Source organism: Methylobacterium frigidaeris (assembly GCF_022179185.1).
GTDB lineage: Bacteria > Pseudomonadota > Alphaproteobacteria > Rhizobiales > Beijerinckiaceae > Methylobacterium > Methylobacterium frigidaeris.
Window position 1 is genome coordinate 68694 of sequence record NZ_BPQJ01000015.1, and the last position, 24553, is coordinate 93246.

A 24553-nucleotide genomic window follows, 5' to 3' on the forward strand; every position below is an offset into this window, starting at 1 on the left:
CCTTGCGGCACGAGGGCCCTGTGCCCGCGGCCCCGTACGTCCCGAGAACCGATGAGCGTCGACGTCACCGACCTGCGCGCCTTCTACGCCAGCCCCCTCGGGGCGGTGGCGCAGCGGCTCGTCGGCCGCACGGTCCACCGCATGCTCGGCTCGGTCTCGGGGCTTCGGGTGATGGGCCTCGGCTACGCGGTGCCGTATCTCGGCCCGGTGCGGCACGCCGCCGAGCGGACGCTGGCCTTCATGCCGGCGACGCAGGGGGTGACGAACTGGCCCGGCTCCGGCCGCTCGGCCTCCTGCCTCGTCGACCCGACCATGATGCCGCTGCCCGATTCGGCCCTCGACCGGGTTCTGCTGATCCACGCCATCGAGGCGGTGGAGAGCCCGGCCGAGCTGATGCAGGAGGTCTGGCGCGTGCTGACGCCCGGCGGACGGCTGATCGTCGCGGTGCCGAACCGCCGCGGCCTCTGGGCGCGGCGGGACGCCACGCCCTTCGGCCACGGCCAGCCCTACAGCCGCTCGCAGCTCGGCCGCCTGATGCGCGACACGCTGTTCTCGCCCGAGGACTGGGCCGAGACCCTCTACGTGCCCCCCGTGGAGGGCTGGCTCACCTTGCGCACCGCCAGCGCCTGGGAGCGGGTCGGCACCGGCCTGTCCCTGCCCTTCGCCGGCCTGCACGTGGTCGAGGCGACGAAGCAGCTCCACCGCCCGGTTGCGGTCCAGGCCCGCAGGGCGGCGCGCCTCGGCGCGCGGGTGCTGGCGCCGGTGCCCGTGCCGGTTCCGACCCCCGTGCCGGGAGGCGCGTGATGCCGTTCCCGGGCGCGGAAGCCGCGCTGCAGAGCTTCCTCCTCGCCTTCTCGGCCCTGTTCTCGATCGTCAACCCGCCCGGGGCGGCGCTGATCTTCGCGCAGGTCACGGCCGGGCGGATGCACGCCGAGCGCACCTGGCTCGCCCGCCGCATCGGCGCCTACGCGGCTGCCGTGATGCTGGTCTCGCTCTGGGCCGGGGCCTCGGTGCTCAGCTTCTTCGGCATCTCGCTCGCGGCCCTGCGCATCGCCGGTGGCCTCGTCGTGGCGGCGCAGGCCTGGACTCTCCTCGCCGCGCCGGAGCAGCGCGAGGCCCGCAAGACCGCGCAGGCCGAGCCGGTGCAGGGCAACGAGGCCGATCCCGAGCCCGCAGCACTCGCCGAGGTGGCGTTCTTCCCCCTCACGCTGCCCTTCACCACCGGGCCCGGCACGATCGCGGTGGCGATCGCGCTCGGCGCCGGCCGGCCGGAGGGCGGGGCCGACCGGATCGCCTACCTCGCCGGCGCCTCCGCCGCCGCCCTCGTCATCGCCCTGATGGTGCTGCTCGCTTACGCCTCGGCCGACCGGCTGGTGGAGCGGCTCGGCCATGCGAGGGCCCGGGTGCTCGGGCGGCTCGCCGCCTTCCTGCTCCTCTGCGTCGGCACCCAGATCACGCTCACCGGCGTCACCGACGTGCTGGGTCCGCTCATCGCGAACGCCAGGCCAGGGTTCGACCGTTGAGCGCCATCTGAGCCTCGACCGCCCGCAGGATCCGGGCCTTGGCCGAGTAGTGGATCATGTGGCCCTGGCCCGGCAGCAGGGTCAGGGTGCTGCCCGCCACCTCCGCGTGGAGGCGGCAGGATTGCTCGGCAGGCTCCACAACGGCGTCGGCGTCGCCCGACAGGATCGCCACCGGCAGCCGCAAGCCTGCGTAGCGCGGCTGCAGCAGGGCGACGGCGGTGTTCATGCTGGCGGTGTCCTCGGCGCTCGCCCGCCCTTGCGTGGCGGAGAGCGAGAGCGCGACGGGGAAGCGCGCGGTGAACCGCGCAGGCACGGCCTGCGGCTTGAACACGTGGCGGAAGACCTTCGGCGCCAGCATCTGCCCGACCGCCTCCGGCATCATCGCCCGGGCCGCGTCGCCGACGCCCGGGACGGCGAGCGGCGCGATCAGCGCCACGTCGGCCCGCCGGCCCGGATAGTAGTAGCCGGAGAGCAGCACCAGCCCGCGCAGGTCGAGATCCTCGTGGATCGCCAGTGCCAGCGAGACGATGGTGCCCCAGGAATGGCCGACGACCACCGGCCGCTCGACGTTCATCTCGGCGAGCACGTGGCCGATCAGCCGCGCCTGGGCGGCGGCGGTCCAGACCCAGTGCCGCGGCCTCTCGGTATGGCCGAAGCCGGGCCGGTCGATCGCGATGACCCGGTAGGTCTTGGCCAGCTGCTCCACCAGCCCGCAGATGACGAAATCCTCCGCCATCGTGCCGTTGCCGTGGATCAGCACCACCGGCCGGCCCTTGCCGCGGACGATGATGTGCACCCGCACCCCGTCGACCTCGACGAAGCGGCCCGGTGGCTTGTGCGCCGGCTCGGTCGTCTTCAGCGCCTCGGCGCCGCGCTGCATCAGCACTCCGGTCCGGCGCACCGCGGCGGCGTTGGCCTTGGCGGTGGCGCGCAGGATCTTGACGGCGCCGCTGGCGGCGCGGCGGGTGGCGCGCCCTGGAACGAACCGAAAGGCCATGGGATCTCCGGCGCGATGCTGCACTGCGGGATAAGATGGGGCCTTCTCGTTCCCGCGCATATCCCCCCGCCCTGCCTTGGCAGCATCGTCGGGCCCCTGTACGAGGCCCGGACGGGGCGGTTGGAAGCCGCCGGCACCAGGAGCATGACCGCCATGCGTCTCGTCGTCGTCGGCGCCTCCGGGCGCATGGGCCGGATGCTGATCCAGGCCGTGGCCGGCGCCGAGGGCTGCACGCTCTCGGGCGCGATCGAGCGCGAGGGCTCTCCGGCGCTCGGCCAGGACGCCGGCGTGCTCGCCGGGCTCCCCTCCCTGGGCGTCCCGGTCACCGACGATCCGCTGCCGGCCTTCGTCGAGGCCGACGGCGTGCTCGATTTCACGGCGCCGGCCGCCACTGTGTTCTACGCCGAACTCGCCGCCCAGGCCCGCATCGTCCACGTGGTCGGCACCACCGGCCTGTCGCCGGACGACTTCGCCAAGCTGAAGGCAGCCGCCTTCCACGCCCGCATCGTGCAGTCGGGCAACATGTCGCTCGGCGTCAACCTGCTGGCGGGCCTGGTGCGCAAGGTCGCCGCCACCCTCGGCGACGAGTACGACATCGAGATCCTGGAGATGCACCACCGCCACAAGGTGGATGCGCCCTCCGGCACTGCGCTGCTGCTGGGCGAGGCCGCGGCAGAGGGCCGCAACGTCGCGCTTCGCGAGCGCAAGGTCGCGGTGCGCGACGGCCATACCGGCCCGCGCGAGCCCGGCAGCATCGGCTTCGCGACGCTCCGCGGCGGCAGCGTCGTCGGCGAGCACAGCGTGATCTTCGCCGGCGCCGGCGAGCGCATCGAACTCACGCACCTCGCCAGCGACCGCGGCCTGTTCGCCGCCGGCGCCGTCAAGGCCGCCCTCTGGGCGCAATCCCGCGAGCCCGGCCTCTACGGCATGGACGACGTGCTGGGCCTCTGAAACTTTCCCCCTGACAACGGAGCGACACGCATCATGGAGCGTCTTCTCGTCCTCGCGCGCCACGGCCAGAGCGAGTGGAACCTGAAGAACCTGTTCACCGGCTGGAAGGATCCGGGGCTCACCGAGCTCGGCGTCGAGGAGGCGCGGGCAGCCGGGCGGCGGCTCAAGGCGAAGGGCGTGCAGTTCGACGTCGCCTTCACCTCGGACCTCACCCGGGCCCAGCGCACCTGCGCGCTGATCCTGGAGGAGCTCGGCCAGTCCGGCCTGCCGACGCACGCCGACGCCGCCCTCAACGAGCGCGATTACGGCGACCTCTCGGGCCTCAACAAGGACGATGCCCGCGCCAAGTGGGGCGAGGAGCAGGTCCACGTGTGGCGCCGTTCCTACGACGTGCCCCCGCCCGGCGGCGAGAGCCTGAAGGACACCGTGGCCCGGGTGCTGCCCTACACCATGCGGGAGATCCTGCCCCGCGTGATGCGCGGCGAGCGCGTGCTGGTGGCGGCCCACGGCAACTCGCTGCGCGCCCTCGTGATGGTGCTCGACGGCCTCACCACCGAGACGATCCCCAGCCTCGAACTCGCCACCGGCGTGCCGCTGGTCTACCGGCTGAAGGACGACACCACGGTCGCCACGAAGGAAGTCCTCGACCGCGACTGAGCGACGCTTGCCCGGTCCCTGCGCCCGACCCAATCCGGCGGGCGCAGGGCCGTCGGCCCGAGCGTTGTCGGCCGAGAGCTGCCGCCACCGCGATCTCGCGCGACGCTCCTTGCACCCTCCGCAGGGCTGCCCGCGAAAAGAAGAGGCGCCGATCTCCCCTCTCCCACACGGGAGAGGGGAGATCGGCGCTTGATCTTCAAAGGATTTTACCGGACAACCCTGCACGGTCCGGGAACGGAGACCCGATTCCCTGTCTCGATCCCGTCGCGAGGAGTGTCGTCGACATCGTGCGCGAATCGTTGGAAGGGAAGGGTTCTGCGTCTCCCACGACCATGGATCGAGAGCCGATCCACCCGACACTGCGCAGTCCGCCGTGACGGGCCGACGGCGCCCTGGATCGGACAAACCGACGAGTCCTCTCGGTGAAGCTTGCTGTCGTTCGGGCTCTTGCAGGCGTAAGTCGAGCATAATTTGTTAACATTTACGAATGCGAGCAGTCGCGACCGATCGCACATAGTTGTTAGTTTTTACCGACGCGCTCAGTCTCGGCGAAGGAGCATCCGCTTTGATGAAGCGCGGTCTTGGACGTTTGTTCAGTCGATCTTCTCATCATCCGAGCATCAATGTTGGTGCTGAACTGCCCGATCACGGTTGCGTCGAAGTCAATTTCGCTGGACGTACCTTCAGGCTCGATACGGCGAACGGCGCCGATCAGGTCGCGCGCGATATCGTGGCGGGCAGCTACGAGGCGCCACTTCCGATGCTGATGATGGCAAGCATCATCCGCGTCGAGGGCGCCTTCATCGATGTCGGTGCCAATACGGGGCTGTACTCGGTGATGGCCGCCATCATCGCCCCTGGACGGCCGATACTGGCCTTCGAGCCGCTGCCATTGGCGCTCGCGGCCTTGAGGCGCAACATCGCGGCGAACAACATTCAGAACGTGGTCACGGTCGATGACAGTGCGCTGAGCAATCGACTGGGCAAGGCCACGCTGCACATTCCCGATCCCAGTCACGGCCTGATCGAGACCAGCGCCTCCCTCGAGGCCGATTTCAAGCCTCGCGACCTCGCCAGCACCAGTCTGGAAGTGAACGTCACCACGCTCGACAGCCTCGACATTCAGGGCCCGATCGGCGTGATCAAGGTCGACATTGAAGGGCACGAGCACGCCTTTCTCGAGGGCGCGCGGAACACGATCTCGCGCGAGCGGCCGATCGTCTTCATCGAGCTGCTCCAGAGCGGGCAGAGCCACCGCATCCGGCATTTCGTGCGCGACACGAACTACCTGGATTTCCGCCTCAGGCCCGACATGGCGATCCATGATGGGGGCGAGGTCTTGCACGATCCCCAGGCCTGGAACCACGCGCTCGTGCCGGTCGAACGTCTGCAGAAGTTCCAGGAGGCGTGCAACTCGTGCGGCCTCGCCATGCTGCGCCGCTTCACGCCATCGTAGGGGCCCCCGTCCCGTTCGGTCGATGCACCCAATGGCGAGCCGGACCCTCCCGAAAGGAATGCAGTCCGGGCCATTGCCGCGACCTCCATCCATCCCACCTGTCGTCACATGGTGCGCGTCTCGGACGCCCCATCCGGCAAAGGAGAGACAGATGGTCGACACCGATCGCATCACCGGCGCAGCGCGCGAGATCGGCGGCAAGGCGCAGGCCGCCGTCGGGGACCTCGCGGGCGACCGCCGCACCGAGGTCGAGGGTCGCTTCCGCGAGGCGCAGGGGCGGGCCGAGAGCCTGGCCGGCGAGGCTCGCGACGGGCTGCGCGACGCCGCCGACACCGCCATCGACTACGCCGAGGACGCCTACGAGCGCGGCCGCCACGCGGCGCGGCAGGGCGCCCGCACAGTGACCCATTACGTCGAGGAGACCCCGCTCATCGCCCTGCTGATCGCCGGCGCCGTCGGCTACGGCCTCGCGCTCCTGGTGCACGGGCGCCGCTGAGCGCCTCCACCGAGCAAACTTTTTCGCGAGAGGAATTTTTGCGAGAGGAGTTTCCCGCCATGGCGCTCCGCCCCGCCGCAGCGTCCCCGCGCGAGTCCTTCTCCGCCGGGACCGTCCCGATCGCGGACGACCTGCGCACGGTGATGCTCCACCGCCTGTCCTGGGGCGCCGTCCTCGCCGGGGCCGCCTCCGCCCTGGTGGTGCAGCTGGTCCTCACCCTGATCGGCATCGGCGTCGGACTCGCCGCTGTGAGCGCCACCACCGGCGACAATCCCGGGGTCGGCACCCTGTCCCAGGGCGCGCTGCTGTGGTGGGTCTTCTCCGGCCTCTTCGCCTCGGCGGTCGGCGGCTTCCTCGCCGGTCGCCTCTCCGGCAAGCCCGCCGCCACGGCGGGCCATCACGGCCTGATCTCCTTCGTGGCGACGACCCTGGTGCTGGTCTACCTCTCGACCTCGGCGGCGGGCGGGCTGCTCGGTGGCGCCGCCGGGGGACTGGCCTCGGCGCTCGGCGGCACCGTGAGGACCGCGGCCGAGACCGCCGCACCCTCCCTCGGCCGGGCCGCCGATCCCTTTGCGGGCATCGAGCGTCAGGTCCGCGACACGGCGGGCGGGCAGGATCCGCAGGCCCTGCGCGACACGACCGTTCAGGCGGTGCGGGCGGCGCTGACCGGCGATGCCGCCCAGCAGCAGCAGGCGCGCGACCGCGCCGCCGAGGCGCTGTCCAAGGCGAAGGCCATTCCGGTCGACCAGGCCCGCCAGCAGGTGCAGGATTACGAGACGCAGTACCGCGAGGCCGCCAACCAAGCCCGGCAGGCCGCCGAGGCGACCCGCAAGGCGGCGGCGCAGGGCGCGCTCTACGCGGCGGGAGCCCTGATCCTCGGCGCCCTGGCTGCCTACCTGGCCGGGCGGTCGGGCGCGGTGACCTGAGCGGCGGCGCGGTGGGCGATCACCGTGTCGCCGGTGCCACCGGAGGCGGCTGGCGCGGCAGGGCGCCGTCGGCGAGCTGCAGGCAGGTCAGCAGGGCGACGTAGGAGGGCGCGTCGCCGATCGCGTTCTCCTCGCGGCAGGCCTGCCGGTGCGCAGGCGGAAGCCGCGCCCACTGGCGCCGCAGGGTGCGCCGCGCCGCACGCTCGTCGAACAGGCAGCCGCGGTCGCTCGCGGGATCGACGCGGGAACCGTCCGCGCGCTCCAGCCCGCAGGCCCCGCGTGGGGCGAAGGTGGGAAAATCCGCGCCGTGCGCCGCGGCGGGGCCCGACAGGGCCAGCCCGATCAGGACGGGAAGCGGTGTCCGACGCACTCTCACGGCGACCTCCGACGGCGATCCGGCTCCGGATGCGAGGGCCGGGGACGACGGCACATCCGTCCCCGACCCTCGCGATGAATTCAGGTCGTCGACAGGCTTACTTCGTCGCCTTGCCATCCGCCTGCGCGGCGGATTGCGGGGCCGCGGGCTTGGCGGTCGTGGTCGCGGCGGCCTTCTGGGGCAAGCCCACCACGTCGATCACGTCGAAGCGCATCCCGTCCTCGGCGGTCTTCAGCACCGCGTTCGCCTCGTAATACTTGCCCTGGCCGATCAGCGAGGCGGCCTGGTTCACGTCGGCGGTGATCTTGTCGAGGGGCAGCACCGCCATGACGAAGTTCACGTCGACATGGGCGAGCCGCAGCTTCTCGATGGCGCCCTTCTGGTCGCCGTTGGCGAGGCTCTTGTTCGCCTCGGTCACGGCCGAGGCCTTCTGGGGCGTCGCCACGAAATCCTCGCCGAGCGTCATCTGCGCATCGACGGGCACCCAGGCGACCTTGTCCTTGGAGACCGGCTTGCCATCCGTCGACTTCGCGTCGGCCGTCTTGTCGGTCTTCGCCTGGGCCGCCGTGAGGTCGGCCGGCGTCTTCAGTTCGGCCTCCGCCTTGGTGAACACGGCATTGTCCGTCTTCGCCTTCGCGAGCGCCGCCTGGGCCTTGCCGATGAGCGCCTTGGCCTGGGCGGGGTCGGCGTCGAAGATGGCGATGCGGGCGAGGTGCATGTCGCGGAACGCCTGGGCGCCGTCCTTCGAGAGCTTGCCGACATCCTGGTCGACCGCCCGTTGGGCCGCGCTCTCCTGCGTCGCCACCGGCTTGGTCGCCTGCTCGGTCGCATAGGCGGCGCCGCCGAGGAGCGTGGTCGCGACGAGAGCGGCAGCAAGAGATTTCCGGTAGAACATGGCCAAGCCTCCTCTTGGTGTCGATGCCGGTGTTATTTGCGGCATCAGCGCGTTGGCTACGTTCTGATAATACATCTGCGAGGACGGAGTTGCGGATTTTCTTCATTAAAAGCTCGTAACGCAGCGGAAAGTAGCGCGTCGATTGCCGGCAGTCGGGGCGCCTGTCAGCCACGCTTGAGGAAGCATGTCGCGGCGGTCGAAACCTGGGGCGCCGGCGACGGGGCGGGGCGATGCGTCCCTCGCCGCCTCGACTGCCGATATGCCTGGGGAAGCGCAGTCACGACTTCTGCGCTTCGCTCGACAAACTCGACATCCGCCGAGTCATTCCGGGTTTCGCTGCCCGGTCCCGGAATGACTCGGCGGATGTCGATGTTCTAGAGTGAATGATTGGTCGTTATCGCGCTCGGGACGAGGCCCAAACCAGGATAGAGCATGTGAAATAGGATCAGATGAAAATCTGTAATGCCGGTCCTCGCCGGGCGCCGGTTCCATCCGGCCGACACGGCATCCGCGGGGAGCCGGGATCCCGGCTCCCCGCGCCGTCTTATTGCGCCGTCCAGCCTCCATCGACCGGCAGGTTGATGCCGGTGATCTGGGCCGCCGCCTCCGAGCACAGGAACACCGCGATCGCCGCGACCTGATCCACGGTGACGAATTCCTTCGTCGGCTGGGCCTTCAGCAGAACCTCCTCGATCACCTGCTCCTTGGTCATCCCGCGGGCCTTCATGGTGTCGGGGATCTGCGCCTCGACCAGCGGGGTCCAGACGTAGCCGGGAGAGATGCAGTTGACGGTGACCTTGTGGGTGGCGAGCTCGAGGGCCGCGGTCTTGGTCAGGCCGGCGATGCCGTGCTTGGCCGCCACGTAGGCCGACTTGTAGGGCGAGGCGACCAGCGAGTGGGCCGAGGCGGTGTTGATGATCCGGCCCCAGCCCTTCTTCTTCATGCCGGGAATCGCCGCCCGCATGGCGTGGAAGGCCGAGGACAGGTTGATCGCGATGATCTGGTCCCACTTCTCGACCGGGAATTCCTCGATCGCCGAGACGTACTGGATGCCGGCATTGTTCACGAGGATGTCGACCGCGCCGAACTCCTTCTCGGCCTCGGCCACCATGGCGGCGATCTCGTCGGGCTTGGTCATGTCGGCGCCGGAATAGACCGCACGGACGTGGAACTCGGACTCGATGCCGGCCCGCTCCGTCTCGATGGCGTCGGGCTTGCCGAAGCCGTTGATGACCACATTGGCGCCGTGCTGGGCCAGCGCCCGGGCGATGGCGAGGCCGATGCCGCTCGTCGAGCCGGTGACGAGGGCGGTCTTGGATTGCAGCGACATTGTACGGTCTCCTCAGGCCGAAGATTTCAAGCGAGGTTCGTCAAGCCAGGTAGTCGTGCAGCACGTGGCCGTACGGCAGGGTGAAATCGACGATCTGGTGGCGGGCACGCACGATGCGGCGCACCGGCAGGTCGGCGACGCGGCAATTGACGTGTGGGATCAGGTGCAGCCGGGCGTCGCCCTCCCAGGCGCCGTGGACCTTGATGTCCTGGAGGCGGTAGCCGACGAGCTGCGCCACCTTCACGCCGCCATCGACGTCCGGGATCAGCTTCAGGTTGACGTTGAGCTGGCCGATCCCCTCGCGGACCTTGTCGAGCTGGTCCTCCAGGCTGCGGTGCTTGTAGGTCATCGTGCCCATCGCCACCCGCTCCTCGTCGTAGTGCAGGGTGCCGGTGAGCGTGTCCTTCATCACCTTGAGGCGGGGCACGCCGTACTTCTTCGGGAAGCCCCAGATCTCGCGGCCGGCGGTGATCGGCGGCTCGTCGTCGAGATACATCTGGACCGAGTAGTTGCACGGCTCGCCCTTGTAGGTCGCGACGATGGCCGAACCGCTCTCCTCGTAATCGCCGAAGCCGGAGGAATCCGGCATCTTCATCCACTCGTAATAGGCGAGGTTGCCGGGCGCCGGCTCGAGCGGCTCGGGCAGGGCGGCGCGGAGCGCGTCCGGATCGGTCTCGTAAGTGATGATGAGGTATTCGCGCCGGATGAACCGGTAGGGCCCGTGCGGGTAGCTCGGGCTGAAGGCCGGCATCGAGGGCGCCTTCAGGATCTCGTCGCGGGTCATGCGGCGTTCCTTCCTCTGACAGACAATCAATCCCGCGCGTCGCGGGTGAGGTCGAACACGGTCACGCCCTCGTCGGGCCGGCAGCGCTCGATCCAGCGGCGGTGACGAAGCGAGCGGCGCACGTCGTTGCGCCCGGCCTTCCAGTGCTCCAGCATCGTGGTGCGCGAGAACTCGTAGTCCTTGGCGTCGCTCTCGTAGTTCTTGGCGCGGTAGATCAGCTGCAGGATCGTCACCGCGTTCTGGTGGCTGACCTCCGACAGGAAGGCGACGTCGGGATCCTGGCGCAGCTCGGGCGGCAGCTTGTCGAACAGGCGTCGGAACGCGGTCTTGGCCTTGTGGATCTCGATCTGGTCATCGGTGTTGAGCCGCGTGCGGCTGGAATAGCGGATGTCCTTCTCGCGCTCGGCCGCCTCGGACAGGGTGCGGGGTACGGGACCCCGGGCGCTGAACAGGTCGACCTGGAACACCGCGAGGTCGCGCAGGCGCTCCTCGTCCAGCACGTATTGCAGCGGCGTGTTCGAGACGATGCCGCCGTCCCAGTAGAGCTCGCCATCGATCTCCACCGGCGGGAAGCCCGGCGGCAGGGCGCCCGAGGCCATGATGTGCTCAGGGCCGATCCGGTCGCGGCGGTTGTCGAAATAGACGAAGTTGCCCGTGCGGATATTGACCGCGCCGACGCTAAGCCGCGTCTCGCAGCGGTTGATCCGGTCGAAGTCGATCAGCTCCAGCAGCGTCTGCCGCAAGGGGGCGGTGTCGTAGTAGCTGAGCGCCTGGGGGGCACCGGCCGGGTACAGGGGGGCCGGGGGCCAGCGCGGGGCGAAGAAGCCGGGCACGCCGACCGTCGCCCCGAAGGAGGCGCTCCAGGCGTTGAACACCTCGCGCGCCTGCTCGCCGGGCCACCACGGCGAGACGGTGATGGCGGAGGACACTCTTTCCCAGAACGCGCGCAGCCGCTCGACCCGGCGCCCGGGCGGGTTGCCGGCGATGAGCGCGGCGTTGATCGCCCCGATCGAGATGCCGGCCACCCATTCGGGCGACAGCGCGGCCTCCTGCATCGCCTCGGCGACGCCGGCCTGGTAGGAGCCGAGCGCGCCGCCGCCCTGCAGCACCAGCACCCGGCACTCGTCGCGATCCGCCCGCTGGTTCGCCTGATCCCGCTCGTCCATGTGGCCTCCGCTGGCCGCCGCGCGAATCTCGGCGGTTAGATGATGCTGCACCGCCGCGAGACAAGCCTCGCGCCGGTCCGCGCCGCACCGCGGGCGCTCGGCCGGCCCCTCGTGTTGACAGGGGTCCGCCGTGCGGCCGGCCCTCTGGGTTGACACGGGCCGGCCCCTCCGCCAAGCCTCCGCGCCGCCCGGCCCCGGGTGGGCCGCCCGCGCCGCAGGGCTCCTCAAGGCCCCGGCTCCTCGCCAAAGCCCCCCGCGACGCCGGCCCGACACAGCACAGGTTCCGATGCGCTCCTACCTCGACTTCGAAAAGCCCGTCGCCGAGCTCGAGGCGAAGCTCGAGGAACTGAAGGCCCTCGGCGACCGCGACGGCGCGGTGGCGATCAGCGAGGACGTGGCGCGGCTGGAGGCGAAGGCCGCGGCGGCGCTCGCCGAACTCTATGCCGGCCTCACCCCCTGGCAGAAGACGCAGGTCGCCCGCCATCCCCAGCGGCCGCACTTCGTCAATTACTGCGCCGGGCTGATCGAGGAGTTCCAGCCGCTCGCCGGCGACCGCGCCTTCGGCGAGGACGAGGCGGTGGTCGGCGGCTTCGGCCGCTTCCGCGGCCGGCCGGTCTGCGTCATCGGCCAGGAGAAGGGCGCCAACACCGAGGCCCGGATCCGGCACAATTTCGGCATGGCCAAGCCCGAGGGCTACCGCAAGGCGGTGCGCCTGATGGGGCTCGCCGGCCGCTTCGGCCTGCCGGTGCTCACCTTCGTCGACACTGCCGGCGCCTATCCGGGCATCGAGGCGGAGGAGCGCGGCCAGGCCGAGGCCATCGCCCGCTCGACGGAGGCCTGCCTCGGCCTGCCGACGCCGAACGTCACGGTGGTGATCGGGGAGGGCGGCTCGGGCGGCGCCATCGCGCTCGCCACCGCCAACACGGTGCTGATGCTGGAGCATTCCATCTACAGCGTGATCTCGCCGGAGGGCGCCGCCTCGATCCTGTGGCGCGACGCCGGCCGGGCCCAGGACGCCGCCACCGCGATGAAGATCACCGCCCAGGACCTCCTGCGCCTCGGCGTCATCGACGGCATCATCCCTGAGCCCACCGGCGGCGCTCACCGCGACGGGCAGGCGGCGATCCGGGCGGCCGGCGACGCGATCGCGAGCGCGCTGGAGCCCTTGGCGAACCTCGACGCGGATACGCTGCGCGACCGGCGGGCGCAGAAGTTCCTGGAGATCGGGCGGAGCCTCTGAGCCGTTCGGGGCCGGGCCTCCCGTCCCCAATCCCCACCATCCACAGCCCCGCACAACCCACACGCCCCAGACACGACCCGGCCTTGGTTTTGCCGAAGACGGGGCGGATGTCTTCGCGGGTGAACCCCGTGACGCCGTGCGCCGGCTTCTTGGCCGGCGTGCCCGTTGAACGAATCCCCGCAATCTTGGCCGTTCTTGCGGTAAGAGGCGGGTAAGTTTAACGAAGCTATGGGGTTGGGGAGACCGGTCCGCGGCGTCAGTGTGCCGGCGGTCCGATGGTGAGAAGGCGGGGTTCCCATGGTGGGTCTGGCGAGGCGTCTGGCGATGCGTCCGGTGCTGGCGGCGAGCGGGCTCGTCGTCGCCTTGTCCCTCGGGGCGTGCCAGGATGCCGGCTTCTCCGCCGCCGGCTCGGCCCGCGCCCGCGAGCCGATTCCCCCGAAGACCGTCGCCCTGATGGCGTCGAAGAACATGTCGCCCCGCGACCCGATCCTGATCCGCGCCTTCAAGAAGGAATCGGAGATGGAAGTGTGGAAGCGCGGGACCGACGGTCAGTACGCGCTGCTCAAGACCTTCCCGATCTGCCGCTGGTCGGGCCAGCTCGGGCCGAAGGTGCGGGAGGGCGACCGGCAGGCGCCCGAGGGGTTCTATCCCATCTCGATGGGCCAGATGAATCCGAACTCGTCCTACTACCTCTCCTTCGACACCGGCTATCCCAACGCCTTCGACCGGGCCAACGGACGCACCGGCAGCTACCTGATGGTGCACGGCACCTGCTCGTCCGCCGGCTGCTTCGCCATGACCGACGAGGCGATCTCGGAGATCTACGCCATCGCCCGCGAGGCCTTCGCCGGCGGCCAGCGGGCGTTCCAGTTCCAATCCTACCCGTTCCGGATGACGGCGCAGAACCTCGCCAAGTTCCGCAACGACCCCAACATCGGCTTCTGGAAGAACCTCAAGGAGGGCTCGGACTATTTCGAGGCCCTGCACGAGGAACCGCGGGTCGGGGTCTGCGGCACCCGCTACGTGTTCGGCGGCCAGGACGCGGCGGCGGGCGCCTGCAATCCGAAGGTCGATCCCGTCGTCGTCGCCAAGCGCGAGAAGGACGAGGTCGAGGTGGCCGAACTCATTGCCAAGGGCACCGCGGCGACCCGCCTGGTCTACCAGGATGGCGGCCAGCACCCGTTCTTCCGCGAGACCGCGCCGAGCACCCAACTCTTCGCCGAGCAGGCGCAGCCGCGGCCGAACATGGGCATCGTCAGCCGGCCCGAAGCCCTGGCGGCGGCCCCGGAGGAGATCGCGATCGAGCCGAAGGTGAAGCCGGTCCTCCTCGCCAAGATCGATCCGAAGCACGAGAAGGGCAAACACGGGACGGTCAAGCCCACCGCGCTCGCCTTCGCGGCGCCGGCGACGAACCCGGCTCCGATCCCGACCCGCGAGGCCGCGCAGGCTGCTGCCCCGGCGGCGCCGATCACCGTGGCGAGCGCCGACGGCGATCCCGCTTCCTACCGCAAGCTCCTCGGCAACCTGTTCGGCGGCGCGCCGGCCGCGCCCCCGGTCACCCCCGCCGCTCTGCCGGCGGCCGACGCCACCCCGGTCGTGGCGATCTCGCCGGCCGCACCGCTGCCGAAGAAGGTCACCGCCCGGCTGCACCCGGCCCCGGCTGCCCACGCCGCCACCGCGGCCAAGGTCGACGGACTCAACCCAGGGGCCGCGAAGAAGGCTGAGGCGAAGCCCACGGACGCCAAGCCCACCGAGGCGAAGCCCGCCGCCAAGGCCGGGGAGGGCAAGCCGGCCGAGAAGGTGCCGGAGACCGGCAAGCGCACCGAAGGGCCGAACCGCAACCGCGTCGCCGCCTCGCAGCCGGCGAACTGAGACGCCTTTTCGTTTCTCATCTCGACGCGTCTGAAAACCCTCCGCGTCATCCCGGGCGCCGCTGTCGCGGCCCCGGTATGACCCTGTGACACGGGTTCCGGACGATTCCTTCCGGAGCCCGTGTCAGCAGCCCGCGCGGCGCCTGAGCGAAGCCGATTTCCGCATTGCGAAGCAATCAATCGGATATCGTCTGAGGTGGCGAGGCAAGCGCGGGAAGACGTTGCTCCCCGCTTAAGTCCGATCCTCCGCCGGGACCGGCCTCTCCGCCCGCCGCTGCCCAAGCGACAGCAGCAGCGTCCCGGCCAGCGTCGAGAGCACCGAGCCCAGGATCACCCCGAGCTTGGTTTCTGTGTCGAATTCCGGTGCGTTGGCGAAGGCGAGGCCGCCGATGAACAGGCTCATGGTGAAGCCGATGCCGCAGAGCAGCGCCACCCCGTAGACGTGGCGCCAGGTGGCCCCGGCGGGCTTCTGCGCCAGCCCGGTCCGCACCGCGAGCCAGACCCCGCCGAATACCCCGACCTGCTTGCCGAGGAACAAGCCCGCGGCGACCCCGAGGGTGACGGGCGCGAGGAGCGCCCCCGGCGTCAGCCCGGCGAGCGACACGCCCGCATTGGCGAAGCCGAAGACCGGCAGGATCCCGTAGGCGACCCAGGGCTGAAGCGCGTGCTCCAGCCGGTGCAGGGGCGACTCCCCGTCGTCGGGCCGCCCCGGGCTCGCCCGCAGCGGGATCGCCAGCGCCAGGACCACGCCCGCCACGGTGGCGTGCAGACCTGAGCGCAGCACCAGCAGCCACAGCACCACGCCGAGGATCAGGTAGGGCCCGAGCCGGCGAAGTCCGAGGCGGTTGAGCGTCGTCAGCATCGCCGTCACGGCGCCCGCGAGCGCGAGCATCGGCCAAGCCAGGTCGGCGGTGTAGAACAGCGCAATGATCACCACCGCTCCGAGATCGTCGAGGATGGCGAGGGCGGTGAGGAAGATCTTCAGCGAGACCGGTGCCCGGGAGCCCAGCAGCGCCAGGACGCCGAGCGCGAAGGCGATGTCGGTGGCGGCCGGAATCGCCCAGCCGCGCAACGTTTCCGGCGAGTGCCAGTTGATGGCCGCGTAGACGAGCGCCGGCACCGCCATGCCGCCGAGCGCCGCGATGCCCGGCAGCGCCCGGTCCGGCCAGGTGCGCAGGCCCCCGTCCAGGATCTCGCGTTTGATCTCGAGCCCGACGAGCAGGAAGAACACCGCCATCAGGCCGTCGTTGATCCAGTGCAGCAGGCTCAGGGGGCCGAGCGTCGCGTGGAGCGCGTGGGCATAGGCCTCGCCGTAGGGGCCGTTGGCGACGATGAGGGCGAGAACCGCGCTCGCCATCAGCACGAGGCCGCCGCCGGCACTGCTGACGAGCAGGTTGCGGAGGGCGGAGAGGGGGCGCGGCAGGCGCCGGGGGGAGGGGGTCGTCTGCATGGCCGCGGGCGTGCCAGGAAACGTGAGTGGGATCAACGCGGGGCGTGATCGTCTGTGACGCCCCGATCCCGCATCATGCCCCGGTCGACGATATTCCGCTTCTGGAAAACAGTTTCCCGATGAGTTAGATCCAGTTCTGGCGCGCACAACAAAATATACCAGGCTTCACAACGAAATCATTTTTTGATCATTTACAGGGATTGTCGTTCGAGAACGAGGTGTTCCCCGCAATGGCTGGCGACGTCAACTTCCCCGAGGCGCTCCTGGCGCCGATGCCCCAAGGCAGAGTGGCGATGGCCGCGGCGCTGCCGGTGCTGCACGAGTACGGCCCGTCCGTGCGCATCGGCTTGTCGGCGGCCGTGCCACAGGCCCCCATCAGCGAGGCCGGCCTGACCGGGCAGGAGCGCCTGGGTCTCCAGGCCTTCCGTTTGCGGCTGAACGCCTCCTACAAGGAGGCGAAGGAGAACCGTCCTTACAAGTCGGCGTCCTGGGGCGGGGATGGCGGCCAGCCGCGTTTGCACCGCGACCGACACGCCGTGATCCCACCTGCTGTGCCGGCGACGGCCGATCCGAATGCCGCGCAGGCGGCTCCGCCGGTCCGGCGGCTGGCTGGGCGCATCGCCGTCGGCCTGTTCATCGTCTCGGGTCCGGGATCGCTGGAAATGACGGACGCCCAGCAGCAGAAAATCATCGCGGAGGTGCAGAACGGCCTCAGCTTCCTCGGCGGCCAGGCCCCGGCCAAGGACGTGACCTTCACGTACGACATCCAGGTCGTTCAGATCGCCACCCCCGACACGGCCGGACAGCATCCTATCGGTGGTGATCCATATGAGCACTTCGAGGCACCCTGGCGCGACGACGCGCTGACCTCCATCGGGCATCCGGCCGGGCTATCCGGGATCGGGAGCTACATCAAGGCCATCCGGACATCCAAGAGGGCGCAGGCCGCGTACTGTGCCTTCTTCACCCACTATCAGCTCAACCATTTCGCGTATTGCCGGGGCGATTACATCGTCATGCACTACGACAACGATGGCTGGGGAACCGACAATCTCGATAGCGTGTTTGCGCACGAGACGGGTCACGTGTTCGGTGCGCCGGACGAATACGCCGAGAGCGGCTGCGACTGCGGCGGTTCGCACGGCGTGTACGGCCGGCCGAACCTGAACTGCGAGAATTGCGCCGAGGGTGGTGGCGTGTCATGCATCATGAAGCGCAACACGTGGGCCATGTGCGCCGAGACGCCCTACCATCTCGGCTACACGATGCCCGCGGCGACCGGTGTCGCGGCGAGCGGCGTCGCAGTGGAGGCCTGAGATGCAACAGGTCATGATCCTCGACCCTGCCGAGGCGGATGCCAGCACGTGGCGGGCGCTGGAGCAGACGCACAGGACTCAGGAATTTTCCGCTCACGTCTTCGTCGTGGAAGGCGACAAGCCTGCCATTGACGCCCTGCGTGCGCTGCCCGGCATCAAGACGCCGGCACAGCTCGATCCGGCCGAGACCGCGCGCCTCTCGCCGACCGAGAAACTGTCGATCCGTGCCTGGAGCGAGCGGGAGCGAGCGCCGGAGAAGGTCCGCCCGGGGGACGGCTTGAGCTGGGGCCACAAGGGCTTCCAGGCCCCCTGATCCAGACCTCCGGGCAGACCGGTGTGGTCCGGCCGCGGGAACGCGGCCGGCCTCCGGCGGCCGGGCGGCTCAGCCCTGCCCGAGCGCCGCACGCACCAGCTTCAACGCGTCCTCGCTCGCCCATTCCGCCGGGCCCTTCATCACGCCGATCTCGCAGCCGGCCGGGTCGATCAGGAAGGTGGTGGGCAGGCCGACGACGTCGCCGCCCTGCTGCAGCACCGGCAGCGCTCGCCCGGCCGGGTCGGAATAGTAGGCCAGCCTCGCGATCCCGTTCTCCGTCATCCAGCGCGGCGGCCGGTCGGGATTGCGGGTGTCGAGGTTGAGCGCCACCACCTCGAAATCCTGGCCCCCCAGCGCGCCCTGCAGCCGGTCGAGGGCCGGCATCTCCGCCTTGCACGGCGCGCACCAGGTCGCCCACAGGTTCAGCAGCAATGTGCGGCCCTTGAGGTCGGCGAGCGTCCTCAGTTGCCCGTCCGGCCCGGTGAAGGTGATGGCCGGCGCCGGCTTCGGCCGGGGATCGACCTGGAGGGCCGCCACCTCGCCGCGGGCGAAGGGCGCGACGCGGGCAGCCGTGGCGGCGCTCAGCGGGCAGGCGCCGCCGTTGCTCCCGCCCGCAACCCCGTATAGGGCAGCCCCGAGGCCGAGGACGGCGACGAGCCCCCCCGCGACGAGGGCGAGGCGGGCTTTGCGCGAGGATGCGAGACGAGGTGAGGACATGAGCAACCGGATGTGGGGCGGGCGCTTCGCGAGCGGCCCCGCCGAGATCATGGAGGAGATCAACGCCTCCATCGGCTTCGACAAGCGCCTCGCCCCCCAGGACATCCGGGGCTCGCTCGCCCACGTCGCGATGCTGGGCAAGGCGGGGATCCTGCCGGCCGAGGATGTGGCGAAGATCGAGGCCGGGCTCAAGACCGTCCAGTCCGAGATCGACGCCGGCACCTTCGAGTTCCGGCGCGAGCTCGAGGACATCCACATGAGCGTGGAGAGCCGGCTGCGCGAGATCGTCGGCCCGACGGCGGGCCGCCTGCACACCGCGCGCTCGCGCAACGACCAGGTCGCGACCGACATGCGGCTGTGGGTGCGCGACACCCTCGACGCCCTCGACGCCCAGGCCGCCGACCTGCAGCAGGCCATGGCCGAACTGGCCTTGAAGCATGCCGGCACGGTGATGCCGGGCTTCACCCACCTGCAATCGGCCCAGCCGGTCACCTTCGGCCATCACCTGCTGGCCTATGTCGAGATGCTGAACCGCGACCGCGGCCGGTTCCGCGACGCCCGCGCCCGCCTCAACGAATGCCCGCTCGGCGCGGCCGCGCTCGCTGGCACCTCGTTCCCGATCGACCGCCACGCCACGGCCGCCAGCCTCGGCTTCGACCGGCCGACCGCGAACTCGCTCGATTCGGTGGCCGACCGCGACTTCGCGCTGGAAGCCCTCTCGGCCGCGGCGATCGCGGCGGTGCACCTGTCGCGCTTCGCGGAAGAAATCGTGGTCTGGACCTCGGCCCAGTTCGGCTTCGTCAAGCTGTCGGACCGGTTCACCACCGGCTCCTCGATCATGCCGCAGAAGCGCAACCCCGACGCCGCCGAGCTGGTGCGGGCGAAGTCCGGCCGGGTCATCGGCGCGCTGTCAGGCCTGCTCATCGTCATGAAGGGCCTGCCGCTCGCCTATTCGAAGGACATGCAGGAGGACAAGGAGGGCACCTTCGACGCGCTCCAGACCCTCTCGCTCTGCCTCGCCGCGATGGCCGGCATGGTGCGCGACCTGGAGCCGGTGCCGGATGTGCTGAAAGCCGCGGCCGGTTCCGGCTACGCCACCGCCACCGACCTCGCCGACTGGCTGGTGCGCGAGCTCGGCCTGCCCTTCCGCGATGCCCATCACGTGACGGGCCGCCTCGTCGGCGAGGCCTCGTCCCGCGGCATCGGCCTCGAGGCGCTGCCGCTCGCGGTAATGCAGGCGGAGGAGCCGCGCATCACCGACGCGGTCTTCGCGGTGCTCGGCGTCGAGAACTCGGTGGGTAGCCGCACCAGCTACGGCGGCACCGCCCCGGACAACGTCCGGGCCCAGGCGGAAGGCTGGCTGAAGCGGCTGGCCAGCGAGACGGCCTGAGCGGCGTCAAGCCCCTCTACCCCAACCGCAACCTCATCCCGGGGTGCCGGCGATCGACGATCGCCAGCCTCGGAGGAGGGCGCCGGAGGTCTCGGGGCTATCTGGAGACCTCCTTCGAGGCTCGCTTCGCTCGCACCTCAGGATGAGGGCACGGGTGGGAGCGGGCGGGCACTCATGTTAGTGCCAACCTCGGTCGGACACGCTCTACCATTCACGGGAGGACCCACCATGGATCTCGGTCTCAAGGGCAAGCGCGCCCTCGTCCTGTCGTCCAGCCGCGGCCTCGGCCGCGGCATCGCCGAGGCCCTGGCGGCCGAGGGCGCGGACGTGCTGCTCACCGCCCGCACCGCCGAGCGCCTGGACGAGGCGGTGGCGGCGATCAACGCCCGCGGCCAGGGCCGCGCCCACGCCTTCGCGGGCAGCCTGAAGGACAATGTCGAGGCCATCTACGCCGCGGCGCAGGAGCATCTCGGCGGGGTCGACATCCTGGTCGCCAATACCGGCGGCCCGCCGGCCGCCACGGCGCTGACCGTGCAGCCCGAGGCCTGGACGCCCCAGTTCGAGGCGATGGTGACCCCGGTCTTCCGCCTCGCCGGGCTGGTCCTGCCGGGCATGCGCCAGGCCGGCTTCGGCCGCATCCTGGTGGTGGCGTCGAGCGGCGTCGAGCAGCCGATCCCGAACCTGGTGATGTCGAACGCGCTGCGCGCCTCGATCGCCGGCTGGGCCAAGACCCTGGCCTCCGAGGTCGCGGCCGAGGGCATCACCGTCAACATGATCCTGCCCGGCCGGATCGAGACCGACCGCACCGGCGAGCTCGACGCCGCCAACGCCAAGGCGCAGGGCAAGACGCCCGACCAGATCGCCGAGGCCGCCCGCGCGGCGATTCCGGCGAAGCGCTACGGCAAGGTGCAGGAATTCGCCGACGTGGCGTGCTTCCTGGCCTCCGAGCGGGCGTCCTACGTCACCGGCAGCATGATCCGGGTCGATGGCGGGGCCGTTCGGTCGATCTGACGAGGATTGCGGGGGCGGGACAATCGTCGTCCTGCCTCCTCCCATTCCCGGACAACTGAAGCGGCAGCGGAAGGAGAACCGGGAAAACGCGACGCATATATCGAAAAAGGGCGGCCCCGCGGGACCGCCCTTTTCCATGTCCGAAGAACTGGTCTGTTGCTTACTTCCGCTTGCCCCAGCGCACCCCCGGCGCCGGGCCGGCGCCCGCCGCGAGCGAGCCGACCGCCGGGCCGCTCGCATCGCCCGGGTGGTGCTGCGAACCCTGGCCCATCGGATCGGGCGCCATCAGATCCGGGGTCGCGGCCATGTCGGGGGTGCCGCGGCCGGTGGCGAACTGGCCGGCCTTGCGGAAGCGCCAGAGATAGCCCGGCACCACCGCCTCGATCGCGGTCGGCGCGATGCCGATGCCCTCGATCGTCCGCCCTTCCGCCTTCGCCGCCTCCGACACGACGTTGTCGCTCTGGAGCAGGGTGACCTGGTCGCGGGTGAGCTTCAGGGTGTCGGGCAGGAGGCCGAGCGTCAGGGTGTCGGCGATCTCCATCACCCTCGCCTGGAGCCGGGCGGCGGGAGCCGGCAGCGGCAGCACCACGCGGCTGCGCATCGTCACCTTCAAGGTGTACTCGACGAGCTGCTGCAGGGTCAGGATCTCCGGCCCGCCGAGCTCGTAGACCCGGCCGCCCTGGAGCTGACCCTCGACCGCCCGGGCGATCGCCTCGGCAACGTCGCCGGCGAAGACCGGCTGCATCCGCGCCTCGGCCCCGGCGAGCGGCAGCACCGGCAGCATCCGGGCGAGGCCTGCGAAGCGGTTGAAGAAGCTGTCGCCCGGCCCGAACACGACCGAGGGACGAAAGATCACGGCGTCGGGCCGGGCCTCGAACACCCGGGCCTCGCCGATCGCCTTCGAGCGGGCATAGGCCGAGGCCGAATGCTCGTCGGCGCCGAGCGCCGAGACGTGCACCATCGGGGCGCCCACCGCGGCCGCCGCCCGGGCGACCTCGCCCGCACCTTCGGCCTGCAGGCGCTGGAAGCTCTGGCTGCCGCTCTCCTGCAGGATGCCGACGAGGTTGACCACGATGTCGGCGTGCTCGGCGGCGCGCACGATCGAGGCCGGGTTGCGGAGGTTGGCCTGCACGCCGACGATCTGGCCGACGCGGCCGAGGGGCTGGAGGAACTGGGCGAGGTCGGGCCGGCGCACCGCCACCCGGATCCGGTAGCCGCGCTTGGCGAGCGCCCGCACCACGTGGCGGCCGAGGAAGCCCGATCCCCCGAACACGGTCACGAGCTGCGAGGCGGGTCGGGTCAGGCCGACATGGTCGAAGCCGGTCATGGTCGTGGGGTCCTTCCGCGGGTCTCGTCCGGGGAGTCTTGCCGGGGTTCTGCGGGCTCCTTAGTCGAGGGGGCGGGCGCTGTGAAGCTCCGGCGCCGTCGCGGGCCCCGGAACGGATGCAGTTCCGTGCCGTTCGCCCCGCATGACGGCGTTCACCCGATCCTGGCAGGGCCTGCGACCCCGGCACGGCCTGTTGCCGGGCTTGCTGATCGGCCTCGGCCTCGGCGGATTCTTCGACGGGATCGTGCTGCACCAGCTGCTGCAATGGCACCACATGCTGAGCAGCTGGTATCCGATCACCTCGCTCGACGCGCTGGAGCTGAACACCCGCTGGGACGGGTACTTCCACAGCGCCACCTACGTGTTCGTAGTGCTCGGGGTGTTTCTGCTCTGGCGCCGGGGCGGGCCGCGGAGAGACTTCCGTGACGGCCGGGCGCTCGCCGGCGCCGTGCTGCTCGGCTGGGCGGCGTTCAACCTGGTCGAGGGCGTGATCGACCACCAGATCCTCGGCGTGCACCACGTCAATGAGACGGTGCCGCGGGCGGCTTGGGCCTGGTGGGATGCCGGCTTCCTGGCCTGGGGCGCCGCCATGGGGGTGGCGGGCGGCCTCCTGGTACGGGGGCGGTGATGCGCGCCGCCCTGCCGTGGCTGCTCCTTGCGCTGGCGCTGGTCGTCGCGACGGCTCCGGCCTGGGGGCGGCTCGTCACCGGGTTCGATCCGACCCTGGACGAGCTCCTGAGCCTGCGTTGCGGGCCGGGTCAGACGGCGTCGTGACGTCTCACGCCACCTTGCGCGGCACCATCCGCTCGCTGCTCAGGGCTTCCCGCGCGCCCGACAGCCCGGCCTCGGCGTATTCGGCATCCTCGTTGACGTTCCACACGTCGAAGCGCCGCTCGCCGGCGAGGATGTTCCGCGCGGTCAGCATCGCGGTCATCATCGCGTGGTCCTGGTTGTTGTACTTGTGCATCCCGTTGCGGCCGACGAGGTGGAGGGTCGGGTAGCTGCCCTCGAGGTCCCGGCGGATCGTCGCCACGTGGGCGCGGTATGCATCGTCGTAGACCGGGTAGGCCTTGGGCTGGCGCACCACGCAGGCATCGACCACGCTGGCCGGATCGACGAGGCCGATCAGGCCGATCTCGCGGCGGGCGAGCGCGATCAGCTCGGAATCCGGCGCGTTCCACAGCCCATCGCCCTCGAAGCAGAAATATTCGAGGCCGAGGCAAGTGTAGGACTCGTCCGGCACCATCTCGGGCGACCAGGAGCGGAAGTTCTGCACCCGGCCGACCTTCACCGCCGGGTCGTGGACGTAGATCCAGTTGTCCGGGAAGCTGTCCTTCGCCCGGGCGATCAGCGCCACGGTGACGAAGTCGCGGTAGCGCAAGGAGCGGGCGTGGAAGGTGCTCAAGGGAGCCGGGCGGATCGCCCCGACGAGCTCGCGAATCGGCGCCGAGGAGACGACGTTGCGGGCCGTGAACGTTTCGCGGGTGCCGCCCTCGCGCCGGACGCTCACCGTCCACAGCTTGGTGCCGGGATCGTAGGACAGGCCGTCGACCCGCCGGTCGAGCAGGACCCGGCCGCCGTTCCGCCGGATCGCCGCGGCGGCCGCGTCCCACATCATGCCGGGACCGCGGCGGGGATAGCGGAACGACTCGATCAGGGTCTTGATCACCGGACCGTCGCCGGTGCCCGAGCGGTGCAAGCCGAGCGAGCGCTTGAGCCCGTCGCGGATCGCGGCGCCGAGGTCGAGCCCCTTGATGCGCTGGGCCGCCCAATCGGCCGAGATGTCGTCGCAGGACATGCCCCACACCTTCTCGGTGTAGGTCTTGAAGAAGATCGAGTAGAGCCGCTCGCCGAACTGGTTGCGGACCCAGTCGTGAAAACTCCGCGGCTCCTGGATCGGCCGGGCCCGGGCCCAGAGATAGGAGGCGACGCACATCCCGCTCTCGATGATCCCGAGGTTGCGCAGGGCCTCGAAGGCCTTGAGCGGGTAGGCGTAGGTCTTGCCCTTGTAGTAGATCCGCGACAGGCGCGGCCGTTCGATGAAGTCGTCGGGCAGGATCTCGTTCCAGAGATCGACCACCTCCTTCGCCTTCGAGAAGAAGCGGTGGCCGCCGATGTCGAACAGGAAGCCCTTGTACTCCACCGTGCGGCTGATGCCGCCGACCTGGGTCGGGTCGCGCTCAAGCACCACGACGTCGCGGCCGGCCTTGGCGAGCATGTAGCCGGTGGTCAGGCCCGCCGGCCCCGCGCCGATCACCAGCGTCTCGGTGTGAAGGCTCATCGCTCGGGCAACTCCGGGGCCGTCACGGCCGCTTCCGCTTGAGACGGGTCTCTCTGCCCAATCTCTACCGCCCGGATGGT

25 protein-coding genes are annotated in these 24553 nt (G+C 70.4%); 15 read left to right on the forward strand and 10 right to left on the reverse strand.

All coding sequences use genetic code 11. The features are described 5' to 3' along the window. Nucleotides 1–51: 51 nt before the first annotated feature. Entirely contained in the window at nt 52–804 is a 753-nt protein-coding gene (locus tag MFF64_RS16955; protein WP_238191641.1) for a class I SAM-dependent methyltransferase, read from the forward strand. Next, the gene (locus MFF64_RS16960; protein ID WP_099900807.1) at nt 801–1523 is read left to right on the forward strand and encodes a MarC family protein; all 723 of its coding nucleotides are present in this window, start codon (nt 801–803) and stop codon (nt 1521–1523) included. The genes MFF64_RS16955 and MFF64_RS16960 overlap by 4 nt, the downstream gene beginning before the upstream one ends. Here the strand turns inward: MFF64_RS16960 and MFF64_RS16965 are convergent. Next, nucleotides 1489–2520: an alpha/beta fold hydrolase gene (locus MFF64_RS16965; protein ID WP_238191643.1), complete on the reverse strand. Its 1032-nt coding sequence runs from the start codon at nt 2518–2520 to the stop codon at nt 1489–1491. The genes MFF64_RS16960 and MFF64_RS16965 overlap by 35 nt on opposite strands. A gap of 153 nt (nt 2521–2673) precedes the next feature. On the opposite strand from MFF64_RS16965, the gene dapB reads away from it, so the two are divergent. The 5 genes from dapB (at nt 2674) to MFF64_RS16990 (ending at nt 7006) form a co-directional block, all read left to right on the forward strand. Continuing rightward, nucleotides 2674–3471, forward strand: coding sequence for a 4-hydroxy-tetrahydrodipicolinate reductase (dapB, locus tag MFF64_RS16970; protein ID WP_099903159.1), 798 nt, complete (start codon nt 2674–2676; stop codon nt 3469–3471). Between the two features lie 33 nt (nt 3472–3504). After that, nucleotides 3505–4128, forward strand: coding sequence for a 2,3-bisphosphoglycerate-dependent phosphoglycerate mutase (locus tag MFF64_RS16975; protein ID WP_099903161.1), 624 nt, complete (start codon nt 3505–3507; stop codon nt 4126–4128). A gap of 568 nt (nt 4129–4696) precedes the next feature. Continuing rightward, nucleotides 4697–5584 (forward strand): FkbM family methyltransferase, encoded by an 888-nt coding sequence (locus MFF64_RS16980; protein ID WP_238191645.1) that lies wholly within the window; start codon nt 4697–4699, stop codon nt 5582–5584. Between the two features lie 151 nt (nt 5585–5735). Continuing rightward, a complete protein-coding gene (locus MFF64_RS16985) occupies nt 5736–6080 on the forward strand; it encodes a CsbD family protein (protein WP_099906636.1) in 345 nt (114 codons plus the stop codon). A 59-nt stretch (nt 6081–6139) separates the two neighbouring features. After that, nucleotides 6140–7006 carry a PhnA-like protein gene (locus MFF64_RS16990; RefSeq protein WP_099906638.1) on the forward strand — a complete coding sequence of 289 codons (867 nt, stop codon included), beginning with the start codon at nt 6140–6142 and terminating at the stop codon, nt 7004–7006. Between the two features lie 19 nt (nt 7007–7025). On the opposite strand, the gene MFF64_RS16995 is transcribed toward MFF64_RS16990, so the two are convergent. The 5 genes from MFF64_RS16995 to MFF64_RS17015 form a co-directional block, all read right to left on the reverse strand. Continuing rightward, nucleotides 7026–7382 (reverse strand): hypothetical protein, encoded by a 357-nt coding sequence (locus MFF64_RS16995; protein WP_238191647.1) that lies wholly within the window; start codon nt 7380–7382, stop codon nt 7026–7028. A gap of 97 nt (nt 7383–7479) precedes the next feature. Then, entirely contained in the window at nt 7480–8277 is a 798-nt protein-coding gene (locus MFF64_RS17000; RefSeq protein ID WP_099906642.1) for a YfdX family protein, read from the reverse strand. A 544-nt stretch (nt 8278–8821) separates the two neighbouring features. Continuing rightward, nucleotides 8822–9607, reverse strand: a complete 786-nt coding sequence (locus MFF64_RS17005) for a 3-hydroxybutyrate dehydrogenase (RefSeq protein ID WP_099906644.1) — start codon at nt 9605–9607, stop codon at nt 8822–8824. 40 nt (nt 9608–9647) lie between these two features. Beyond that, complete coding sequence (locus tag MFF64_RS17010) at nt 9648–10391, reverse strand: acetoacetate decarboxylase (protein WP_099906646.1); 744 nt, start codon at nt 10389–10391, stop codon at nt 9648–9650. A 26-nt stretch (nt 10392–10417) separates the two neighbouring features. Next, nucleotides 10418–11557: a patatin-like phospholipase family protein gene (locus MFF64_RS17015; protein WP_099906647.1), complete on the reverse strand. Its 1140-nt coding sequence runs from the start codon at nt 11555–11557 to the stop codon at nt 10418–10420. Between the two features lie 286 nt (nt 11558–11843). Here MFF64_RS17015 and MFF64_RS17020 point away from each other — a divergent pair, with 286 nt between their 5' ends. Next, nucleotides 11844–12797, forward strand: coding sequence for an acetyl-CoA carboxylase carboxyltransferase subunit alpha (locus tag MFF64_RS17020; protein ID WP_099906650.1), 954 nt, complete (start codon nt 11844–11846; stop codon nt 12795–12797). A gap of 318 nt (nt 12798–13115) precedes the next feature. Further along, nucleotides 13116–14669 carry a L,D-transpeptidase family protein gene (locus tag MFF64_RS17025; protein WP_238191715.1) on the forward strand — a complete coding sequence of 518 codons (1554 nt, stop codon included), beginning with the start codon at nt 13116–13118 and terminating at the stop codon, nt 14667–14669. Nucleotides 14670–14900: 231 nt separating this feature from the next. Here MFF64_RS17025 and nhaA read toward each other — a convergent pair whose 3' ends face one another. Continuing rightward, nucleotides 14901–16118 carry a Na+/H+ antiporter NhaA gene (gene nhaA / locus MFF64_RS17030; RefSeq protein WP_099902864.1) on the reverse strand — a complete coding sequence of 406 codons (1218 nt, stop codon included), beginning with the start codon at nt 16116–16118 and terminating at the stop codon, nt 14901–14903. 200 nt (nt 16119–16318) lie between these two features. On the opposite strand from nhaA, the gene MFF64_RS17035 reads away from it, so the two are divergent. Then, complete coding sequence (locus MFF64_RS17035) at nt 16319–17434, forward strand: hypothetical protein (protein WP_238191657.1); 1116 nt, start codon at nt 16319–16321, stop codon at nt 17432–17434. A gap of 1 nt (nt 17435) precedes the next feature. Next, nucleotides 17436–17747 (forward strand): hypothetical protein, encoded by a 312-nt coding sequence (locus MFF64_RS17040; RefSeq protein WP_099901330.1) that lies wholly within the window; start codon nt 17436–17438, stop codon nt 17745–17747. A gap of 69 nt (nt 17748–17816) precedes the next feature. Here the strand turns inward: MFF64_RS17040 and tlpA are convergent, their stop codons facing one another. After that, nucleotides 17817–18464 carry a thiol:disulfide interchange protein TlpA gene (gene tlpA / locus MFF64_RS17045; protein WP_099901333.1) on the reverse strand — a complete coding sequence of 216 codons (648 nt, stop codon included), beginning with the start codon at nt 18462–18464 and terminating at the stop codon, nt 17817–17819. Here tlpA and argH point away from each other — a divergent pair. Both argH and MFF64_RS17055 read left to right on the forward strand, forming a co-directional pair. Further along, on the forward strand, nt 18463–19854 hold the full coding sequence (gene argH / locus MFF64_RS17050) for an argininosuccinate lyase (protein WP_238191659.1): 1392 nt from the start codon (nt 18463–18465) through the stop codon (nt 19852–19854). The genes tlpA and argH overlap by 2 nt on opposite strands. Nucleotides 19855–20082: 228 nt before the next feature. Further along, a complete protein-coding gene (locus MFF64_RS17055; protein ID WP_238191661.1) occupies nt 20083–20865 on the forward strand; it encodes an SDR family oxidoreductase in 783 nt (260 codons plus the stop codon). A gap of 160 nt (nt 20866–21025) precedes the next feature. On the opposite strand, the gene MFF64_RS17060 is transcribed toward MFF64_RS17055, so the two are convergent. After that, a complete protein-coding gene (locus tag MFF64_RS17060) occupies nt 21026–22192 on the reverse strand; it encodes a complex I NDUFA9 subunit family protein (protein WP_099908280.1) in 1167 nt (388 codons plus the stop codon). Nucleotides 22193–22334: 142 nt separating this feature from the next. On the opposite strand from MFF64_RS17060, the gene MFF64_RS17065 reads away from it, so the two are divergent. After that, nucleotides 22335–22820, forward strand: coding sequence for a DUF2243 domain-containing protein (locus MFF64_RS17065; RefSeq protein WP_099908282.1), 486 nt, complete (start codon nt 22335–22337; stop codon nt 22818–22820). Then, entirely contained in the window at nt 22820–22966 is a 147-nt protein-coding gene (locus MFF64_RS17070; RefSeq protein ID WP_165795881.1) for a hypothetical protein, read from the forward strand. Before MFF64_RS17065 ends, MFF64_RS17070 begins: the two co-directional genes overlap by 1 nt. A 4-nt stretch (nt 22967–22970) precedes the next feature. Here the strand turns inward: MFF64_RS17070 and MFF64_RS17075 are convergent, their stop codons facing one another. Continuing rightward, nucleotides 22971–24473 carry an NAD(P)/FAD-dependent oxidoreductase gene (locus MFF64_RS17075; protein ID WP_099908284.1) on the reverse strand — a complete coding sequence of 501 codons (1503 nt, stop codon included), beginning with the start codon at nt 24471–24473 and terminating at the stop codon, nt 22971–22973. Between the last annotated feature and the right edge of the window lie 80 nt (nt 24474–24553).